Raw genomic sequence first — 19,917 nt, 5'->3', positions numbered from 1 at the left:
TGGCACGCGCGCGTCACGCCGGGACCGGCGCGGTGTTGACCGCATGGCAGGCGACGCCGTCGATCAGTTCCGGGGTCTCCTTGCGGCAGAGATCGAACGCCAGCGGACAGCGCGGATTGAAGGCGCAGCCGGAGGGCGGATTGATCGGGTTGGGGATCTCGCCCTTGACCGGAATGCGCTGGCGGCCGCTCATGGCAAGATCAGGCACGGCGCCCAGCAGCATCTTGGTGTAGGGCATGCGCGGATTTGCGAACAGCTCGCGTCCGTCCGCGATCTCGACGATGCGGCCGAGATACATCACGCCGACGCGGCTCGCCATGTGGCGCACCACGGCGAGGTTGTGGCTGATGAACATGTAGGTCAGGCCGAACTTGTCCTGGAGGTCGCGCATCAGGTTCAGGATCTGCGCCTGCACGGAGACGTCGAGCGCCGAGGTCGGCTCGTCGCAGACGATGAATTCGGCGTCGGACGCGAGCGCGCGCGCGATCGCGATGCGTTGGCGTTGGCCGCCGGAGAATTCGTGCGGATATTTCAGCCGGTCGTCCGGATGCAGGCCGACGAGGCTGAGCAGCTCGCCGACGCGAGCCTGGATGTCGCGCTCGCCCTGGATCAGGTCGAAGGCACGGATCGGCTCGGAGATGATGGCATCGACCCGGAAGCGCGGGTTCAGGCTCGCATAGGGATCCTGGAAGATCATCTGGATGCGCCGGCGCAGCTTCCGCCGCGCTGGCGCCTGCCGCGGGTCGGTCATGGAGACGCCGTCGATCAGCACGTCGCCGGCGCTTGGCGGCAGCAGGCCGACGACCATGCGTGCCACCGTGGTCTTGCCGGAGCCGGACTCGCCGACCAGGGCAAACGTCTCGCCCTTCCTGATGTCGAAGGTAACGTGATCGACTGCCTTGAGATATTCGAGATGTCCGCCTTCAAGCACGCGGTTGAGCCAGGGTTTCGAGACGTCGAAGACGCGGCGCAGGTTTGTGGCCTGGACGAAGGGAGCACTCATGCCACGCTCTCCGCCGGCACGTCGTCATAGAGGTGGCAGGCCACCGATTGCGCGCCGCGCGGCAGCGGCTCCGGCCGATCGACACGGCAACGATCGAAGGCGAAGGCGCAGCGCGGATTGAACGAGCAGCCGCGCGGGATCGCCGACAGGCGCGGCATCGAGCCCGGGATCTGCACCAGGCGCTTGTCCTCGCCCGCAAGCGTCGGGATCGCGCCCATCAGGCCCTTGGCATAAGGATGCAGCGGATTCTTCACGACGTCCTGCACCGGGCCGATCTCGGCGACGCGGCCGGCATACATCACCGCGACGCGGTCGGAGGTTTCCGCGATCACGCCCATGTCGTGCGTCACCAGCATCACCGCGGTGCCGTGGTCGCGGCCGAGGCGCTTGATCAACGAGATGATCTGCGCCTGCACGGAGACGTCGAGCGCGGTGGTCGGCTCGTCCGCGATGATCAGCTCGGGCTCGGCACAGATCGCGAGCGCGATCACGACGCGCTGGCGCATGCCACCGGAAAACTCGTGGGGATAGCCGTCGATGCGCTTTTCGGGCGCGGGTATGCCGACTTCGGCGAGGAGGTCGATGGCGCGGCGGCGGGCGGCCGACTCGGACAGATTGAGGTGGGTGCGGATCGTCTCCACGATCTGGTCGCCGACCTTGTACAGCGGATTGAGCGATGTCAGCGGATCCTGGAAGATCATGCCGATGCGCTTGCCCCTGATACGGCGCATCTCCTCCGGCGGCAGATTGTCGATGCGCAGGCCCGCGAGACGAATCTCGCCGCCGGCAATGCGGCCGGGCGGATCGATCAGGCCGATCACCGCGAGGCCGGTGACGGACTTGCCGGCTCCGGACTCGCCGACGACGCCGAGCACCTCGCCTTTGGCGATGTCGAAGGAGACGCCGTCGATGGCGCGCAGCGTGCCGCGGCGGGAGGCAAACTCCACGTGAAGATCGCGCACGGAAAGGACGGGTTCGGTCATGGACGAGGCGTATTCATCGAAGCTTCGGATTGAGCGCGTCGCGCAGCCAGTCGCCGAGCAGATTGATCGACAGGATCAGCGCCGCGAGCGCGAGCCCCGGGAAGGCGACGATCCACCATTCGCCGGCGAACAGATAATTGTTGCCGATGCGGATCAGCGTGCCGAGCGAGGGCATGGTGTCGGGCAGGCCGACGCCGAGGAAGGACAGCGTCGCCTCGGTGATGATGGCGAGCGCAAGGTTGATGGTGGCGATGACCAGAATCGGGCCCATCGTGTTCGGCAGCACGTGCCGCAGCATGATCTTCGGCGCCGGCAGGCCGATCAGCTGTGCGGCGGCGACGTAGTCCTTGTTCTTCTCGACCATCACGGAGCTGCGCACCGTCCGGGCATAGCCAACCCAGAAGCTCAGGCCGATCGAGATCACCAGCACCACCAGCATGCTGGTGGCGTCCAGCCGGTTGCCGAGGATTGATTTCGCGATGCCGTTGACCAGCAGCGCGATCAGGATTGCAGGGAATGTCAGCTGCACGTCGGCGATCCGCATGATCACGCCGTCCACTGCGCCGCCGAAATAGCCGGCGATCAGGCCGAGGGCGATGCCGAGCGCGCCGGCGAAGATCACGCCGGCGACACCCACGGCGAGCGAGATGCGCATGCCATAGAGAATCGCGGAGAACACGTCGCGGCCCTGCTCGTCGGTGCCAAGCAGGAACGGGCTCTGGCCGTCCGCAGTCCACAGCGGTGAAATCCGCGAATTCATCAATTGCAGCTGTGCCGGATCGAACGGGTTCTGCACCGCGAGCACGGATGCAAAGATCGCAAGCAGGAAGAACAGGACCGTGATGGCCGCAGCCACCATGGTGAGCTTGGAGCGGCGGAACGAATAGAACAAGTCGCTGTCGAGCGTGCGGCTGAACCAGCCATGGGCGACCTGCACCGGCTGCGCGCTTTGCTTGTCGGAATTGGAAACGACTGCGTCGGACATGCAGGTTGTCCTATGCGGCGCGACCGACGGTCGAGCGCAAGCGCGGATCGACCACCGTGTAGAGAATGTCGACCACCAGATTGATGGTGACGAAGATTAGTGAAACCATCAGCAGGTAGGCGGCCATGATCGGAATGTCGACGTTTTGCACGGCCTGGACGAACAGAAGCCCCATGCCCGGCCATTGGAACACCGTTTCGGTGATGATCGAAAATGCAATAACCGAGCCAAACTGAAGCCCGGCTACGGTAATCACCGGAATCAGCGTGTTCTTCAGCGCGTGGCCGAAATGGATGGCGCGCGTGGTCAGCCCCCTGGCGCGGGCGAAGCGGATATAGTCGGTCCGCAACACTTCCAGCATCTCCGCGCGCACCAGCCGCATGATCAGGGTCATCTGGAACAGGCCGAGCGTGATCGAAGGCATGATCAGTGCCTTCAGTCCCGACACCGTGAGCAGGCCGGTCGTCCACCAGCCGAGCTTGACCACCTCGCCGCGGCCGAACGAGGGCAACCAGCCCAATGTCACGGCGAACAGGTAGATCAGGAGAATGCCGATCAGGAAGGTCGGCAGCGAGATGCCGATCAGCGAGATCGCCTGGAATAATTTGGCCAGCACGGTATCGCGCTTGAGCGCCGAATAGACGCCCATGAGGATGCCGAAGACCATGGCAAACACGGTCGCACAGATCGCAAGTTCCAGCGTCGCGGGCATGCGCTCCATCAACAGCGTCGCGACCGGCTGGCGGAACTGGTAGGAGACGCCGAACTTGAACTGCGCCGCATCGGCGAAATAGCGCACGAACTGCACCGGCACGGGGTCGTCGAGGCCGAGCGACTTGCGCACGATCGCGCGTTCGGCGGCCGAGGTGTCGATCGAGACGATCTGGTTGACGGGGTCGCCGGCGAAGCGGAACATCGAGAACGCGATGATGCCGACGGCGAACATGACGCCGATGGCCTGAACGGCGCGGCGAAGCGTGAAAGCGAGCATGCCTTCCACTGTCCTTGGGTGAGCGTACGGCCGACGTCCTTGGCGGCCGGAAAAGAAAAGGTCCCGGAAGGCGGATGCCGCCGGGACCTCGTGTTCAACCGATCCTATTCCTTCTTGGTTGCCCAGTGGAACATGACGAGATTGTCGGCGCGCTGCGGCAGGTTCACCTTCTTCGAAACGCCCCAGGCCAGCGCCTGCTGGTGCAGCGGGATGTAGGACCAGTCCTTCATGCCGATTTCGTAGGCCTGCTTGATCAACTGGTTGCGCTTGGTGGTGTCGGCTTCGACCAGCACCTTGTCGGTGATGGCGTCGAACTCCTTGTTGCAATAGCCGCCGAGATTGGCCTCGCCGCGCGAGGATTTCGCATCGTCGCGGCAGCCCATGATGTCGTAGAGCACGTTGTGGGAATCCATCGTGCTTGGAGTCCAGCCCAAAAGGTAGAACGAGGTCTGGTAGCCGCCCTGCTTCAGCACCTTGGCGAAGTACTGCGCCTTCGGTTGCGCCAGGAGATTGATCTTGACGCCGATGCGGGCGAGCATGCCGACCACGGCCTGGCAGATCGCGGCGTCGTTGACGTAGCGATCGTTCGGGCAGTCCATGGTGACCTCGAAGCCGTCGGGGTAACCGGCTTCGGTCAGGAGCTTCTTGGCGCCGTCAGGATCGAATTTCGGCCGCGTGAACTCCTTGGACAGCACGAACAGTTCCGGTGCGATCATCAGCGCCGACGGCGTCGACAGCCCGCGCATCACGCGCGTCTTGATCAGCTCGATGTCGATCGCCTTGTAGAAGGCCTCGCGGACGCGGACGTCCTTGAACGGGTTCTTGCCCTTGATGTTGGAGTAGAGCAGCTCGTCACGCATCTGGTCAAAGCCGAGGAAGATGGTGCGCAGCTCCGGTCCCTTCAGCACCTGGGCGTTCGGGCTGGAATCGACGCGGGAGATGTCCTGGATCGGAACCGGCTCGATGACGTCGACTTCGCCCGAGAGCAGGGCGGCGACGCGGGTGGCGTCGGAAGCGATCGGGGTGAAGATGATCTCCTTGAGATTGCCTTCGACCTTGCCCCAGTAATTGGGATTGGCCTTGAACACCGTCTTCACGCCGGGCTGATGGCTTTCGATGATGAAGGGACCGGTGCCGTTCTCGTTCAGTGAGGCATAGCTCGGCGTGGTCGCCGCCACCGGCGTCGGATCGACGACGTTGTTCTCCTCGGCCCATTTCTTGTTCATGATGTACCAGACATCCCACGCGTTGTGCAGGATGGGATTGGGCGAGGGCAGGACGAAGTCGACCGTGTAGTCGTCGACCTTCACTACCTTGACGTCGGGCGCAAGGCGGGTCTGCATGTTCGACCCCTTCTTGCGGACGCGATCGGCCGAGAACACCACGTCGTCGGCGGTGAATGGGTTGCCGTTGTGGAATTTCACGCCCTTGCGCAAATGGAAGCGCCAGCGGGTCGGCTCCGGGGTTTCCCAGCTTTCCGCCAGTGCCGGAATGATCTTGAGGTCCTTGTCGCGCGCGGTGAGGCCCTGATAGACGTGGCCGAGATGGGCGTGGGTGGTGCTCTCGTTCAGGGTATAGGGGTCGAGCGACTTCAGGTCACCCTGGTTGGCATAACGTAGCGTCTGGCTGGTCGCTGGCGAGACCGCCAACGCAAGCGTACCTGCGAGCGTCGCCGCAAACAGACTTTGACCGATTGACATTCTTGACCCTCTCCACACTGCCGCGCCGGTGATTTTTGATTGTTCGGCGGGGCTGACCGATCCATGTTGCCCAGAGTTCTCGACCCGTGCAAGCGTCATTCCAGCAAGGAACGCGCCAAGTTGCACCGCTGTGCAGCAATGCTGCCCGGCGTCCCCCGCGGCCGGCCGGCGAGCTTCTGCGCGGGTCGCGGGCCAGCCAATTTGATTGATTGACCATACGAGCCGATTGGGGAAGCCGATCCCAGCGGCTTCCCCTCAGGTCGCTTGCCTTGCAGACCTTCTCGCGGTGATACTCCGACGGGCCGCTCGAATCTCATCTGGAGGGGACATGAAGGTTAACATCGAAATCGACTGCACCCCCCTTGAGGCCCGCCAGTTCTTCGGTCTGCCCGATGTGGGGCCGATGCAGACGGCCGTGATGGACAAGCTGCAGCAGCAGGTTCTCAGCAACATCGAGAAGGTCTCGCCGGAATCGCTGATCCAGAGCTGGTTCACCTTCGATCCCAAGATCGCCGAGCGGTTTCAGGACATGTTCGTCGCGATGGCAGGCCTCGGCGGCACGCGCAGCGGCGACAAGAAAAAATAGTGTCGCCCGGGCCGGACGGGGCGCTGCAAGAAGGCCGGCTTCGTCCGCCGGGTCTCGGCCTGCTGCTCGCCGAGGCCCGTGGGCTATTCGAGTTGAATGCGAGCCTCTTGCTGTCGCCGCTCCTGATCCGGGCGCCGCGGGGCGATGGCCATCCGGTGCTGGCGCTGCCGGGCTTTCTCGCCAGCGACCTCTCGATGGTGCCGATACGGCGCTACCTCAGCGAGCTCGGTTATGCGGCGCATGCCTGGCGGATGGGCCGCAATCTCGGCGGGCTCGGGCGCATGCGGGATTCGCTGCGCATGCGCTTGGCCGAAATCCATGCCGCCACGGGACGCAAGGTCAGCCTGGTCGGGTGGAGTCTCGGCGGCGTCTATGCCCGCGATCTCGCGCTTTGGGCGCCGGACAAGGTCCGCTACGTCGTCACGCTCGGCAGCCCTTTTGCCAACGATGTGCGGGCGACCCACGCGACGCGGCTCTATGAGACGCTATCCGGCGAGAAGGTGGAGGACTATGCGGAAGCGCGCGAGGCGATTGCCGGCGATCTGCCGGTGCCGGCAACGTCGATCTATTCGCGCGCCGACGGCGTCGTGAACTGGCGGACCTGTGTGCTGCGCCCCTCCGACCGTGCCGAGAACATCGAGGTGCACCTGGCGAGCCATATTGGGCTTGGCGTGAACCCGGCGGTGCTGTGGGCCGTGGCGGATCGCCTGGCGCAACCGGAGGGAGACTTCCGGCCATTTGACCGGGCGGGGCCGTTTGCCATTGCATATGCCCCGCCGGACCGGGCAGTATCGGCCTGACGAGAAGCGCCGCCAAGGCGCCCGTCGAATACTCGGGAGGGAACCATGGCTGACGGTAAGAAGCTGTCGTCGCTTGACGCGTCGTTTCTCTATCTGGAAACACCGGAGATGCCGATGCATGTCGGCAGCATGGCGATCTTCCGCCTGCCTGACGACTACAAGGGCGATTTCTTCGAAGAGTTCAAGGCGATGATCGTCTCGCGCCTGCACATCGCGCCGATTCTCAAGGCGCGGCTGGAGAAGGCGCCGCTCGACATCGATCATCCCTCCTGGGTCGAGGACGACCAGTTCGACATCGACCGCCACATCTTCCGGGCAAGCCTGCCGCAGCCGCGCGACCGCGCCACGCTCGAGCGCATCGTCGGCTGGATGCATGCCAAGCTGCTCAACCGCGCCCGTCCGCTCTGGGAGTTCTACGTGTTCGAGGGCATGAAGGACAACGAGGTCGGGCTCTATTCCAAGATGCACCATGCCGCGATCGATGGCGGCGCCGGTGCGGCGCTGACCAACATGATCTACGACATCTCGCCGATCCCGCGGAAGGTCGATCCGCCGACCGCGGGCAGCAAGCCCGGGCAGGAGCCGCGCGACATCGCCGCCAACCTGCTTGACTCCTATCAGCAGCTGTTCAGCCAGCCGCTGGAGGCTTCGCAAGCGGCGAAGAACCTGCAGCTGCCCCGCACCGGCAAGAGCGATATCGGCTCGATCCTGTTCGACAACGCTATGTACCAGATCGAGAGCGCGGTGCGCTTCGCCGGCAACATCCCGACCGTGCTCAAGAGCGTCTCCGACGTGCTCGGCAAGATCGCCGATCCGAAGTCGCGCGAGAGCCTTGCCAGCATGGTGTCGCCGCCGACCATGCTCAACAAGACGATCTCCTCGGAGCGGAGCTTTGCCGGCGTATCGATCCCGCTGTCGCGGGCGAAGGCGCTGGCCAAGCAGGCCGGCGGCAAGCTCAACGACGTGGTGCTGGCGCTCGCCTCCGGCGTCGTCCGCCGCTATCTCCTGCGATACGGCACGCTGCCGGCGAAATCCCTGACCGCAGCGGTGCCGATCTCGCTGCGGGAGGAGGGCAACACCGAGGCCAACAACCAGGTGTTCGGCATGATCTGCTCGATCGCCACCAACATCGAGGATCCCAAGGCGCGGCTGGAAGCGATCATCGCGCAATCAACCAAGTCCAAGGAGATGTCGCATCCTTTGCGGGCTTTGATGCCGCAGGTCTCCAACATCTCGATGCTGGGCGCGCCGATCATGGTGCAGATTCTGGCGCTGCTCTATAGCCGCTCGAACCTCTCCGACGTGCTGCCGCCCGCGGCCAACATCACCGTGTCCAACGTGCCCGGGCCACGGCAGACGCTCTATGCCGCCGGTGCCGAGCTCTTGCACATCTTCCCGGTGTCTATCTCGACCCACGGGCAGGCACTCAACATCACCGTGCAGAGCTATCGCGACCAGCTCGATTTCGGCTTTATCGTCGGTGCCAACATCATTCCGCATGTGCAGGTGATGTGCGACATGCTGCCTGAGGAATTCGCCGCGCTGGAGGCGGCGTACACGCCGCCGGCCGCTGATATCAAGGGCGCCGCCGAGTAAGGACTTTGCAATGATTGAAATGCCGCCGCTCAAGTTCGCGACGACGAACGGAATCCGCATGGGCTATTACGAGGCGGGCCCGTCCGATGACAAACCGCCGGTCGTGCTGTGCCACGGCTGGCCGGAGCTCGCATTCTCCTGGCGTCACCAGATCAAGGCACTAAGCGAGGCCGGCATCCGCGTAGTCGCGCCCGACCAGCGTGGCTACGGCGCGACCGACCGGCCCGAGCCGGTCGAAGCCTATGACATGGAGCACCTGACCGGCGATCTCGTCGGTCTGCTCGATCATCTCGGGATCGACAAGGCGATCTTCGTCGGCCACGACTGGGGCGGCTTCGTCGTCTGGCAGATGCCGCTGCGGCATCCCACGCGCGTCGCCGGAGTCGTCGGCGTCAACACCCCGCATTGGGACCGCATGCCGATCGACCCGATCGCGCTGTTCCGCCAGCGTTACGGCGACCAGATGTACATCGTCCAGTTCCAGGATCCCGCGCGCGAGCCGGACAGGATCTTCGGCAGCCGCGTCGAGCAGACCTTCGACGCCTTCATGCGCAAGCCGCTGGCAAAGCCGGCAGCGAAACCGGACGAGCCGCCGATCGCGGGTGTCGGCGCCTCGTCGAAGACCAACCTGGCTTTCCCGCAGATGATTGCGGCGTACGACGCCAAGGTCGATCCGCGCACGCCGATCCTGTCGGCTGATGAGAAGAAGGTGTTCGTCGACACCTTCACGAAGACCGGCTTCACCGGCGGCATCAACTGGTACCGCAACTTCACCCGCAACTGGGAGCGCGCCGAGGGGCTGGACCACCACATCCACGTGCCCTCGTTGATGATCATGGCGGAGAATGATGCCGTGCTGCCGCCCTCGGCGGCCGACGGCATGGAGAAACTGATCGATGATCTCGAGAAGTATCTGGTGAAGGACAGCGGCCATTGGACGCAACAGGAGAAGCCGGAGGAGGTCAGCGCCAAGCTGATCGAGTGGCGGAGAAGGCGGTTTGGCTAGCGGTCGTCATTGGGAACGCGTCATTGCGAGGAGCCCGCGGCAAATTGCCAAGCAATTTGCGCTGGCGACGAAGCAATCCAGACTGCCTCCACGGATACATTTCTGGATTGCTTCGCTTCGCTCGCAACGACGACATTGAGGCAGGGGGACTACATTTCGATGTCATCCAAGAACCGTCTGGACCCGATTCCGCAGCCGCCGACCAAGCCAGTGGTCGGCAATATGCTGTCGCTGGACGCGGCCGCTCCCGTGCAGCACCTGACGCGGCTTGCCAAGGAGCTCGGTCCGATCTTCTGGCTTGACATGATGGGCTCGCCGATCGTCGTCGTCTCCGGCCACGATCTCGTCGACGAGCTCTCCGACGAGAAGCGGTTCGACAAGACGGTGCGCGGCGCGCTGCGGCGCGTGCGTGCGGTCGGCGGCGACGGCCTCTTCACCGCCGACACCCGTGAGCCGAACTGGAGCAAGGCGCACAACATCCTGCTGCAGCCTTTCGGCAACCGCGCCATGCAGTCCTATCACCCGAGCATGGTCGACATCGCCGAGCAGCTCGTCCAGAAATGGGAGCGGCTCAACGCCGACGACGAGATCGACGTCGTCCACGACATGACCGCGCTGACGCTGGATACGATCGGCCTGTGCGGCTTCGAGTACCGCTTCAACTCGTTCTACCGGCGCGACTACCATCCTTTCGTCGAGTCACTGGTACGATCGCTCGAAACCATCATGATGACGCGCGGCCTGCCGTTCGAGCAGCTCTGGATGCAGAAGCGGCGGAAGACGCTGGCCCAAGACGTCGCTTTCATGAACAAGATGGTCGACGAGATCATCGCCGAACGCCGCAAGAGCGCGGAAGGCATCGACGACAAGAAGGACATGCTGGCCGCGATGATGACCGGCGTCGACCGTTCCACCGGCGAGCAGCTCGACGACGTCAATATCCGCTACCAGATCAACACCTTCCTGATCGCAGGGCACGAGACCACCAGCGGCCTGTTGTCCTACACGCTCTATGCGCTGCTCAAGCACCCGGAGATTCTCAAGAAGGCCTATGACGAGGTCGACCGCGTCTTCGGCCCCGACGTCAACGCCAAGCCGACCTATCAGCAGGTGACGCAGCTCACCTACATCACGCAGATCCTGAAGGAGTCGCTGCGGCTGTGGCCGCCGGCGCCGGCCTACGGCATCTCGCCGCTGAACGACGAGACCATCGGCGGCGGGCAGTACAAGTTCAGGAAGGGAACGTTCGTCACCATCCTGGTGACGGCGCTGCATCGTGATCCCAGCGTGTGGGGTCCCAACCCCGACGCCTTCGACCCCGAGAATTTCAGCCGCGAGGCGGAGGCAAGACGGCCGATCAATGCTTGGAAGCCGTTCGGCAACGGCCAGCGCGCCTGCATCGGCCGCGGCTTCGCCATGCATGAAGCAGCGCTCGCACTCGGCATGATCCTGCAGCGCTTCAAGCTGATCGACCACCAGCGCTACCAGATGCACCTGAAGGAGACGCTGACCATCAAGCCGGAAGGCTTCAAGATCAAGGTGCGGCCGCGCGCCGATCGCGAGCGCGGCGCTTATGGCGGGCCCGTTGCGGCTGCGTCCTCGGCACCGAAGGCGCAGCGTCAGCCCACCACGCGGCCCGGCCACAACACGCCGATGCTGGTGCTCTACGGCTCCAATCTCGGCACCGCCGAGGAGCTCGCAACGCGCATGGCCGATCTTGCCGAGATCAACGGTTTTGCCGTGCATCTCGGCCCGCTCGACGACTATGTCGGCAAGCTGCCGCAGGAGGGCGGCGTGCTGATCATCTGCGCCTCCTATAACGGCGCGCCGCCGGACAATGCGACGCAGTTCGTCAAATGGCTCGGCGAGGATCTGCCGAAGGATGCCTTCGCCGGTGTGCGCTACGCCGTGTTCGGCTGCGGCAACAGCGACTGGGCCGCGACCTATCAATCGGTGCCGCGCTTCATCGACGAGCAATTGTCGAAGCATGGTGCGCGCGCGGTCTATCCGCGCGGCGAGGGCGATGCGCGCAGCGATCTCGACGGCCAGTTCCAGAAATGGTTCCCCGCCGCCGCGCAAGTCGCGACCAAGGAGTTCGGCATCGACTGGAATTTCACCCGCACCGCCGAGGAGGATCCGCTCTATGCAATCGAGCCGGTCGCGGTGACCGCCGTCAACACCATCGTCGCCCAGGGCGGCGCAGTGGCGATGAAGGTGCTGGTCAATGACGAGCTCCAGAACAAGTCCGGCGCGAATGCTTCCGAGCGCTCGACGCGCCACATCGAGGTGCAGCTACCGGCCAACCTCAGCTACCGCGTCGGCGATCACCTCAGCGTCGTTCCGCGCAACGATCCTACGCTGGTTGATTCGGTTGCCCGCCGCTTCGGCTTTTTGCCGGCCGATCAGATCAGGCTTCAGGTGGCCGAAGGCCGGCGCGCGCAATTGCCGGTCGGCGCGGCCGTGTCGGTTGGCCGCCTGCTCAGCGAGTTCGTCGAGCTGCAGCAGGTCGCGACCCGCAAGCAGATCCAGATCATGGCCGAGCACACCCGCTGTCCCGTCACCAAGCCGAAGCTATTGGCCTTCGTCGGCGAGGAGGCGGAGCCGCTCGAGCGCTATCGCAGTGAGATCCTCGCCAAGCGCAAATCGGTGTTCGACCTGCTGCTCGAATATCCGGCTTGCGAACTGCCGTTCCACGTCTATCTCGAAATGCTCTCGCTGCTGGCGCCGCGCTATTACTCGATTTCGTCTTCGCCGTCGGTCGACCCGGCGCGTTGCAGCGTCACGGTCGGCGTGGTCGAAGGTCCGGCTGCCTCGGGCCGCGGCACCTACAAGGGCATCTGCTCGAACTATCTCGCCAATCGGCGGGAGGGCGATACGATCTATGCCACCGTGCGCGAGACCAAGGCGGGCTTCTGCCTGCCGGACGATCCTTCCGTGCCTGTTATCATGATCGGTCCGGGCACGGGACTTGCGCCGTTCCGCGGCTTCCTCCAGGAGCGCGCCGCGCGCAAGGCGAAAGGGGCCGCGCTCGGCCCGGCCATGTTGTTCTTCGGCTGCCGCCATCCCGACCAGGATTTTCTTTACGCGGAGGAGCTGAAGGCGCTGGCGGCGAGCGGCATCACCGAGCTGTTCACGGCATTCTCGCGCGCGGACGGGCCGAAGACCTATGTGCAGCAGGTGATCGCGGCGCAGAAGGACAAGGTCTGGCCGCTGATCGAGCGGGGCGCGATCATCTATGTGTGCGGCGATGGCGGCAAGATGGAGCCCGACGTGAAGGCGGCGCTCGTCGCGATCCACCGCGACAAGAGCGGCAGTGATGCCGCGGCAGGCGCGCGCTGGATCGAGGAGATGGGCGCGAACAACCGCTATGTGCTGGACGTCTGGGCGGGAGCGTAGCCGCAGATCGTAGGGTGGGTTAGCCCCGCGGATTGCGCGAAGCGCAAACCGCTAGGCGTAACCCACCAATTCTGTCCGAGCGGTGGGTTTCGCCTTCGGCTAACCCACCCTACAATCCTGTTCGTGCTAAAGCATTCCCATGATTCCCTGGGAAAAGATCGACACCGCCAAGATCCCCGGTTCCGACGAGGAGCTCCGCCTGATGCGGCGGGGCAAGGAGTTCTCCATCAAGCTCGGCACCAACGAGCTGATGAACAGCCGCCTGTCGGGGTCGGAAGCGGCGCTGGCAACCCTTGCCGCGAAGCAGATCGAGAAAGTCGCAAAGCCCGTCGTTCTCATCGGCGGTCTCGGCATGGGTTTTACGCTACGCGCGGCGCTGGCCGTGCTCGGAGCCCAGGCGAAGATCGTGGTCTCCGAGTTGGTCCCGTCGGTTGTCGCCTGGGCGCGAGGCCCGATGGCCGAGGTCTTCGGCGACAGCCTCGATGATGCCAGGGTGAGCATTCGCGAGATCGATGTCGGTGAAATCATCCGGGCGAAGCGTTCGGCCTTCGATGCCATCCTGCTCGACGTGGACAACGGGCCCGAAGGGCTGACCCGGAAGGGCAATGACGCGCTCTACGATGCGAGCGGGCTGCAGGTTGCGAAGACGGCGCTGCGGGCGGGAGGCGTGCTGGCCGTCTGGTCGTCGGGACCCAATCCGCCGTTCACAGGGCGCCTCAAGCGCGCCGGCTTCGACGTCAACGAAGTCAACGTTCGCGCCACCGGCAGAGGCGGCGGCGCGCGCCACGTGATCTGGATCGCGCGGAAAGGCTAGGCGCGCCTCGAGGCTAGAACATCGTGTTGCCGTTCGCCGGGTTTTCAGGAATCTCCTGAATGACGTCCCAATGCTCGACGATCTTGCCGTTCTCCAGCTTGAAGATGTCGACGATCGCGCGGCCCCTGGTGCCGGGCTCGCGAACGGAGTGGACGTGCAGGATGACGAAGTCGCCCTCCGCGAAGCTGCGCTTGATCTCGCTGCGCGAGTTCGGAAACTTCTCGCGCAGGAAGCCGATGAACTTCCGGAAGCCCTCCGGCCCGTCGGGAGCGGTTGGATTGTGCTGGACGTAACGGTTGCCGACATAGGCGAGGGCGGCGTCGGCGTCCTTCTGATTGAGGCCCTTCTCATAGAAGGCCAGCACAGTTTGGCGGTTGGCTTCTTCCTGCGCGCTGGCCGCCATCGCGGCGCCGCCGGCGAGAGACAACATGAGAATGGAAGCGGCCATTGCCGCCGATCGAATGATGAAGTGCATGTGAGCTCCGAGAGGCCGCAGCCTCTGTCTGGCGTCTGAGACGGTCTGTATAGCCTTCATCGGAACCCGCGTTAAGACAGGCACCGGCTGCTCACATGGTCACTTGGAGGAGACCGGCCGGCCTAGGCCGCCTGCGCCGCCGCGCCATGCGCGTGCTTGTCGATCGCGTCGATGATTTCCGGCCAGAAGCGCATGGGCAGCGCGTGGCCCATGCCCTCGATCATCAGCAGCTTTGCGTTCGGGATCGACGCGGCCGTGTCCTTGCCGCCTTCGGGGCGGACCAACGGATCGACGGTGCCGTGAATCACGAGCGTCGGAACCTTCACGGTGTGCAGCCGCTCCTTGCGGCTGCCCGAGGCAAGCACGGCGCGGAGCTGGCGGCCGACGCCGGCCGGATTGAGCCCGCGTGCAAACACGCGCTCGGCGCGCCCAAGGTCGAGCGCTTCCTCTTCCGGGAAATGCCCGGCGCGCAGCACCTTCCAGGTCTGGCCGTAGCGGACGATGAACTCCTCCTTGCTGCGCGGCGGCGGCGCCATCAGCACCGCGGCGGCCTCGCGGGTCGGCGGCGGTACGCGCGGATTGCCCGTCGTCGACATGATCGAGGTCAGCGAGCGCACGCTGTGCGGAAACGACAGCGTCACCTCCTGCGCGATCATGCCGCCCATGGACGCCCCGACGAGATGCGCCGACTTGATGCCGAGCGCATCCATCAGCCCGACCGTGTCCTTGGCCATGTCGATCAGCTTGTAGGTGGCGGCTACGGGGATCCGCAAGAAGCGCAGCTTCAGCAGCTCGAACGGCGTCAGCCGCTTGCCGCCGGTGAGATGGCTCGACTTGCCGATGTCTCGGTTGTCAAAGCGGATCACGCGGAAGCCGCGTGCGGCGAGCTGCTCGCAGAACGCATCGTCCCAATGGATCATCTGCGCGCCGAGGCCCATGATCAGCAGTAGCGGCTCGGCATTTTCGTTGCCGAAGATCTCGTAGCAGATGTCGATGCCGTTGGCGCGGACGGTCTGGGGCGGTTGATGGGCGGTCACGGGTTCCTCCTGCTGACCGATGCTGTATCGCACGGTTTCATTCCACGAAGAAGCCGCGTCTCCGACGTTGCGTCAGTTGCTTGCCGGTTGACCGGCACCACGCAACGGTGTGGTATGGCGGGACAAGAAGGGTGCAAAGCCCTCCGCATTGGGAGGACGCTGATGACCGACAAGATCACTGATCCGGTCGCCTTGTGGCAGAAGATGGTTGGCGAAATGGAGAAGGGTTTCAACTCCTTCGCGACTAAGGCGATGGAGACGCCCGAATTCTCGCAGGCCATGAACCGCGCCGGCGGCGTTGCTGCAGGTGCTCAGAAGCAATTCGGCGATCTCATGGAGAGGTACCTGATCTCGATGAACCTGCCGAGCCGCGAGCAGATGACCGGCATCGCGGAACGGCTCCAGTCGATCGAAGGCCAGCTCGGCGAGATCAAGTCGATGCTGAGCCAGATGTCGGCCACGTCGGGCGCGCCGCAACCCGGCGCCGCGCCGCGGCCACCGCGAACCAAGCGTCCGCCGTCCGAAGGCGGAGACCAAAAATGAACGCGCCGGCGGGACTTGATCTTGCCTCGATCCCGGAGCGCATCCAGTCCGAGGTGCAGCGCGCGATTCAGCGCAGCATCAAGGGCGTCGAATATTTCTCGACCTCGGGCCCCTCGCTCGGCTCGACGCCAAAGGACGTGCTGCACTCGCGCGGCACCATGAGCCTCTATCACTACCGGCCGATGTCGGACGAGATCTACCGCGTGCCGGTGCTGATCGTAATGGCAACCACCAATCGCGGCTACATCCTCGACCTCGTGCCCGGCCAGAGCTTCATCGAGTTCCTGCTGAAACGCGGCTACGACGTCTACATGCTGGACTGGAGCGCGCCGAGGCCGGAGGAGAAGAGCTTGCGCATGGAGGACTATGTCCTCGACTTCATTCCGGACTGCGTCCGCCGCGTGCAAGCCGATTCCGGCGAGCAGGACGTTTCGGTCATCGGCTATTGCTTTGGCGGCGTGCTGTCGCTGCTCTACGGCTCGATCCACAAGGACGGGCCGATGAAGAACCTGATCTGCTTCACCACGCCGATCGACTTCCGGGAGATGAAGCTGTTCTCGAACTTCTCCGATCGCCGCTATTTCGACGTCGACCACCTCGTCGACAGCGTCGGCAACGTGCCGCCGGAGATGATCCTGTCCTCGTTCGAGATGCTGCGGCCGGCCTCGCGTACGGTGAGCCAGATCCAGCTCTGGGAGAACATCTGGAACGACGAGTTCGTGAAGTCGTACCGCATGTTCGATCGCTGGGCGACCGACACGCTGCCGCTCGCCGGCGAATATTTCCGCACCATCACCAAGGACCTGATGTGGGACAACAAGCTGTTCGACGGCACCATGTCGGTCGGCGGCCGTGCGGCCAAGCTCGAGAACATCACGGTGCCGATCCTGCATGCCGTCGCCGAGCACGATCATATCGTGCCCTATGAGGCGGCCAAGCACCTGATCGCCAAGGTCGGCTCGACCGACAAGGAAGAGGTGATCCTGAAGGGCGGTCACGTTTCGCTCGTTGCCGGCGCCAACGCGGTGAAGCGGCTGTGGCCGAAACTGGATTCCTGGCTGGGAAAGAGATCGATATGAGCGAGCAGCGTTCCTATCCGCGCCATGTCAAGACCGACGCCGGCACTATCGAGATCCGCCTGATGTCGCCCGCGGACGAGGCCGCGGTGCTGGCTTTTGGCAAGGGCCTGCCGACCCATGACCTGTTGTTCCTGCCACGCAACATCAGCGAGCCGAAGGTGCTGTCGGCCTGGGTCAAGGAAATCGAGCGCGGAGCTATTCAGAGCCTGCTCGCGGTGAGAGAGGGCAGGGTCGTTGGTTGCGGCACGCTGGTGCGCGATCCCCATTCCTGGTCGCCTCATGTCGGTGAGATCCGGATGGTGGTTTCGCCTGAGGTCCGCGGCAAGGGCGTGGGCAAGGCGCTGTCGCAGGAGACTTTTGCGCTGGCGCTCGGAGCGGGCCTGGAAAAGCTCTCGGTCCAGATGACGGTGGATCAGCAGGCGGCGATCGCCCTGTTCGAGAGCCTCGGCTTCAAGGCCGAGGCCCTGCTGCGGGACCATGTCCGGGACGTCGACGGCAAGACCCACGACATCGTCGTGCTCGGCCACAACATCGCGCAGGTCCAGGCTCAGATGGAGGCCTACGGCCTGCCTGGCGCCGTGCAGCACTAAACAGGGGGCGTCCGACATTGGGTCCGGATCGGACCCATTCACGTGCCCCCATGGCTACGGAAGCATCAGGATGCCTCTCGCGAGGGCTGTTCACTATTTCGTGATATCGCACTGCAATATCAATATTGCAATGCACAATTAACCGTGCCATATAGGTCGTGCCCCGGGCCAATGCGGACGGGGTGAGCCCATAGCTCAAACCATTGAGGATGGAGAGAACCCCATGACCACTGAAACCAACACCGCTTTCGAGGGCTTCAAGGACGCTTTCAAGAACATCCAGAACCTGGAAGTTCCCGAGGCCGCCCGCGAATTCGTCAAGAAGACTGCCAACACTGCCAAGGACCGTGCTGCCGAGGTGTTCGCTGGCTCCGAGCGCGTGACCGCCGCCGTCGAGAACGCGGTGACCGAGTCCATCACCGAGGCCGGCAAGATCAGCCGCAACATCCAGCAGGCGATCTACGAGGACGCCGAGGCGTTCTTCTCGGGCATCGACAAGCTCGCGTCCGCCAAGTCGGTCAGCGAAGCCGTCGAGATCCAGTCGAGCCTGCTCCGCTCCCGCGGCGAAGTGTTCGTCTCGCGCGCCAAGGCGACCGCCGACTATCTCGGCAAGCTCGCCGCCAACGGTGCGAAGTCCGCTCAGGACAATTTCGCCAAGGTCTACAGCAAGACCGCCTGATCTGGCGCCTGAGCACAAACTGAATTTAAGGCCCGCTTCGGCGGGCCTTTGTTTTTGCGCCGCCGTCATTGCGAGGAGCTCGCGACAAAATTGCGTAGCAATTTTGCGCTGATGCGACGAACAATCCAAAGTCTTTGAACGATTCTGGATCGCTTCGCTCGCAATGACGAGTACTGTGATGCAGTCATGGACTCATCTGTCACCTTTTCCTTCGACGCCCCCGGCGATGCCGAACGAGCGGCCGAGCTGCGCCGCGTCAAGGCGCTGGCGACTTTGGTGCTGGCCGCGACGCTGGCACTGTTCGTCGTCGCGAAATGGCTTCTGCCCGTGCATCCCGTGTTCGGCTTCATTGCCGCCTTCGCCGAGGCCGCGACCATCGGCGGGCTCGCCGACTGGTATGCCGTGGTGGCGCTGTTCAAGCGGCCGCTCGGCCTGCCGATCCCGCACACCGCGATCATCCAGAGCAACCAGGCCCGCATCGCCGACAAGCTCGGCGAATTCATCCAGGTGCATTTCCTCGAGGCGGGTCCAGTCGAAGCCAAGCTGAAGGAGATCGACTTCGGCTCCTTCGTCGCCGACTGGTTGCGCGACCGCAAGCGCAGCGACGACCTTGCGCGCTTTGCGCTGCGGCTGTTGCCGGAGGCCGTATCCGCAACCGAAAGCTCCGGCCTGATGACCTTCATCATCCGCCGCATGTCCTCGCAGCTCCAGGCGATCGACCTCGCGCCGCTCGCGGCCGGCACGCTGCGCGGCTTCGTCGCGGAGGGACGGCACCAGATCCTGTTCGACGATCTCCTGCGCGTGATGCACGAGACCTTGAACCAGACGGAGACGATGGCGATGATCCGCGAGAAGGTGCGCGCGGAATTGCCGACCCTGCTCAAGCTCTATCGCGCCGACAAGTTTCTGGTGAACAAGATCGTGGCCTCCGCCACCGCCTTCTTCAACGAAGTGCGCAGCGACCCCAAGCATCCGTTCCGCGACGAGTTCGACCGCATGGTGCTGAACTTCGTCGACAGGCTCGGCACCGATCAGGCCTATATCGACCGCATCGACGGCCTGAAACGCGATCTCCTGGCGCGGCCGGAGCTTGCCGATCTCGCCCGCACCGTCTGGGCCAACACGCGCTCCTTTATCGAGCGCAGCGCGAGCGGCGAGACGCAGGTGTTGCAACATCATCTCGCCGAGATGTTCGTCTCAGCCGGCGAGGCGCTCGCCAGCGATGCCGAGTTGCGCGGCGAGATCAACAAGGGTCTCGTCACCGTGCTGCGCAGCTTCGTCGCGGACCAGAAGAGCGGCGTCTCGACCTTCATCTCCGATCAGGTCAAGGCGTGGAATATGACGCAGCTGATTTCGCTGATCGAGATCAACATCGGCCGCGACCTGCAATACATCCGCTTCAACGGCTCGTTGATCGGCGGGCTCGCCGGGCTCGCGCTCTACACCGTAGAATTCCTGCTCCGATTGTTGTGACTTTTGCGTCACGGCCGTTAAGCATTAACGCGCGGACCTATTGTCGCCCCGCGTCTCTCCCGCTTGAATGTCGGGAACCGGCCGCCTAGCTGATTCATGTTGCGCTGCGGAACGATCCAGAAGCCGGTGCATTGGAATTCATGCCGATTTGCCGGTCTCGCTGCCGGCGGCCTTTCCAGGA

18 protein-coding genes are annotated in these 19,917 nt (G+C 64.1%); 11 read left to right on the top strand and 7 right to left on the bottom strand.

All coding sequences use genetic code 11. The features are described from left to right. Positions 1-13: 13 nt before the first annotated feature. The 5 genes from I6F28_RS07285 to I6F28_RS07265 all read right to left on the bottom strand — a co-directional run bounded on the left by I6F28_RS07285 (position 14) and on the right by I6F28_RS07265 (position 5,662). Positions 14-1,003: an ABC transporter ATP-binding protein gene (locus tag I6F28_RS07285; RefSeq protein WP_036025780.1), complete on the bottom strand. Its 990-nt coding sequence runs from the start codon at positions 1,001-1,003 to the stop codon at positions 14-16. After that, positions 1,000-1,986 (bottom strand): ABC transporter ATP-binding protein, encoded by a 987-nt coding sequence (locus I6F28_RS07280; protein WP_225129402.1) that lies wholly within the window; start codon positions 1,984-1,986, stop codon positions 1,000-1,002. Before I6F28_RS07280 ends, I6F28_RS07285 begins: the two co-directional genes overlap by 4 nt. 13 nt (positions 1,987-1,999) lie before the next feature. Then, positions 2,000-2,971 (bottom strand): ABC transporter permease, encoded by a 972-nt coding sequence (locus I6F28_RS07275; protein WP_225139584.1) that lies wholly within the window; start codon positions 2,969-2,971, stop codon positions 2,000-2,002. A gap of 10 nt (positions 2,972-2,981) precedes the next feature. Then, the gene (locus I6F28_RS07270; RefSeq protein WP_036004888.1) at positions 2,982-3,962 is read right to left on the bottom strand and encodes an ABC transporter permease; all 981 of its coding nucleotides are present in this window, start codon (positions 3,960-3,962) and stop codon (positions 2,982-2,984) included. 104 nt (positions 3,963-4,066) lie between these two features. Then, positions 4,067-5,662: an ABC transporter substrate-binding protein gene (locus I6F28_RS07265; RefSeq protein ID WP_225139583.1), complete on the bottom strand. Its 1,596-nt coding sequence runs from the start codon at positions 5,660-5,662 to the stop codon at positions 4,067-4,069. 328 nt (positions 5,663-5,990) lie between these two features. On the opposite strand from I6F28_RS07265, the gene I6F28_RS07260 reads away from it, so the two are divergent. From I6F28_RS07260 to I6F28_RS07235, 6 genes are all read left to right on the top strand, one after another. Beyond that, positions 5,991-6,248: a DUF6489 family protein gene (locus tag I6F28_RS07260; RefSeq protein ID WP_036004778.1), complete on the top strand. Its 258-nt coding sequence runs from the start codon at positions 5,991-5,993 to the stop codon at positions 6,246-6,248. Then, positions 6,248-7,048 (top strand): esterase/lipase family protein, encoded by an 801-nt coding sequence (locus tag I6F28_RS07255; protein ID WP_225139582.1) that lies wholly within the window; start codon positions 6,248-6,250, stop codon positions 7,046-7,048. Before I6F28_RS07260 ends, I6F28_RS07255 begins: the two co-directional genes overlap by 1 nt. Positions 7,049-7,093: 45 nt before the next feature. Beyond that, positions 7,094-8,644, top strand: a complete 1,551-nt coding sequence (locus I6F28_RS07250; RefSeq protein ID WP_036025769.1) for a WS/DGAT/MGAT family O-acyltransferase — start codon at positions 7,094-7,096, stop codon at positions 8,642-8,644. A gap of 10 nt (positions 8,645-8,654) precedes the next feature. Continuing rightward, positions 8,655-9,650, top strand: coding sequence for an alpha/beta fold hydrolase (locus I6F28_RS07245; RefSeq protein ID WP_225139581.1), 996 nt, complete (start codon positions 8,655-8,657; stop codon positions 9,648-9,650). Positions 9,651-9,809: 159 nt separating this feature from the next. Then, on the top strand, positions 9,810-13,046 hold the full coding sequence (locus I6F28_RS07240; protein WP_225139580.1) for a bifunctional cytochrome P450/NADPH--P450 reductase: 3,237 nt from the start codon (positions 9,810-9,812) through the stop codon (positions 13,044-13,046). 139 nt (positions 13,047-13,185) lie between these two features. Beyond that, on the top strand, positions 13,186-13,860 hold the full coding sequence (locus I6F28_RS07235) for a polyamine aminopropyltransferase (RefSeq protein WP_109144507.1): 675 nt from the start codon (positions 13,186-13,188) through the stop codon (positions 13,858-13,860). Positions 13,861-13,873: 13 nt separating this feature from the next. On the opposite strand, the gene I6F28_RS07230 is transcribed toward I6F28_RS07235, so the two are convergent. After that, entirely contained in the window at positions 13,874-14,335 is a 462-nt protein-coding gene (locus I6F28_RS07230) for a nuclear transport factor 2 family protein (RefSeq protein ID WP_225127369.1), read from the bottom strand. A gap of 122 nt (positions 14,336-14,457) precedes the next feature. Next, positions 14,458-15,372, bottom strand: a complete 915-nt coding sequence (locus I6F28_RS07225; protein WP_225139579.1) for an alpha/beta fold hydrolase — start codon at positions 15,370-15,372, stop codon at positions 14,458-14,460. A gap of 162 nt (positions 15,373-15,534) precedes the next feature. On the opposite strand from I6F28_RS07225, the gene I6F28_RS07220 reads away from it, so the two are divergent. The 5 genes from I6F28_RS07220 (at position 15,535) to I6F28_RS07200 (ending at position 19,736) form a co-directional block, all read left to right on the top strand. Then, positions 15,535-15,915: a hypothetical protein gene (locus tag I6F28_RS07220; RefSeq protein ID WP_036004795.1), complete on the top strand. Its 381-nt coding sequence runs from the start codon at positions 15,535-15,537 to the stop codon at positions 15,913-15,915. Then, positions 15,912-16,994, top strand: a complete 1,083-nt coding sequence (locus I6F28_RS07215; protein WP_225139578.1) for a PHA/PHB synthase family protein — start codon at positions 15,912-15,914, stop codon at positions 16,992-16,994. Before I6F28_RS07220 ends, I6F28_RS07215 begins: the two co-directional genes overlap by 4 nt. After that, positions 16,991-17,584, top strand: coding sequence for a GNAT family N-acetyltransferase (locus I6F28_RS07210; protein ID WP_225127366.1), 594 nt, complete (start codon positions 16,991-16,993; stop codon positions 17,582-17,584). The genes I6F28_RS07215 and I6F28_RS07210 overlap by 4 nt, the downstream gene beginning before the upstream one ends. 223 nt (positions 17,585-17,807) lie before the next feature. Continuing rightward, positions 17,808-18,263 carry a phasin gene (locus I6F28_RS07205; protein WP_036004804.1) on the top strand — a complete coding sequence of 152 codons (456 nt, stop codon included), beginning with the start codon at positions 17,808-17,810 and terminating at the stop codon, positions 18,261-18,263. Between the two features lie 186 nt (positions 18,264-18,449). Beyond that, a complete protein-coding gene (locus I6F28_RS07200) occupies positions 18,450-19,736 on the top strand; it encodes a DUF445 domain-containing protein (protein WP_225139577.1) in 1,287 nt (428 codons plus the stop codon). Positions 19,737-19,917: the final 181 nt, after the last annotated feature.

The sequence above is a fragment of the Bradyrhizobium sp. NBAIM14 genome, assembly GCF_020193895.1.
Taxonomy (GTDB): Bacteria; Pseudomonadota; Alphaproteobacteria; order Rhizobiales; family Xanthobacteraceae; genus Bradyrhizobium; species Bradyrhizobium yuanmingense.
This window is presented reverse-complemented; position numbering and strand designations above follow the sequence as displayed.